Annotated in this window: 1 protein-coding gene; it reads left to right on the top strand. The window is 61.4% G+C overall.

Going from position 1 to position 246, the window contains the following annotated elements:
* A partial coding sequence (locus SB822_RS59710; protein ID WP_410859459.1) for a carboxyl transferase domain-containing protein occupies nucleotides 1-246 on the top strand: 246 nt, incomplete at both ends.

Raw genomic sequence — 246 nt, 5'->3', positions numbered from 1 at the left:
CTGCATTTATCTGGTCGATTCCGGTGGGGCCAATCTGCCCAATCAGGATGAGGTGTTCCCGGACCGCGACCATTTCGGACGCATTTTCTATAATCAGGCGCAGATGTCGGCTGCGGGCATTCCGCAGGTCGCCGTGGTCATGGGGTCGTGCACGGCGGGCGGCGCCTATGTGCCCGCCATGAGCGACGAGACGGTGATCGTGCGCAATCAGGGCACGATTTTTCTGGCCGGTCCACCGCTGGTGAA

Source organism: Paraburkholderia sp. SIMBA_054, assembly GCF_046534875.1.
In the GTDB taxonomy this organism is placed as follows: Bacteria; Pseudomonadota; Gammaproteobacteria; order Burkholderiales; family Burkholderiaceae; genus Paraburkholderia; species Paraburkholderia hospita.
This window is presented reverse-complemented; position numbering and strand designations above follow the sequence as displayed.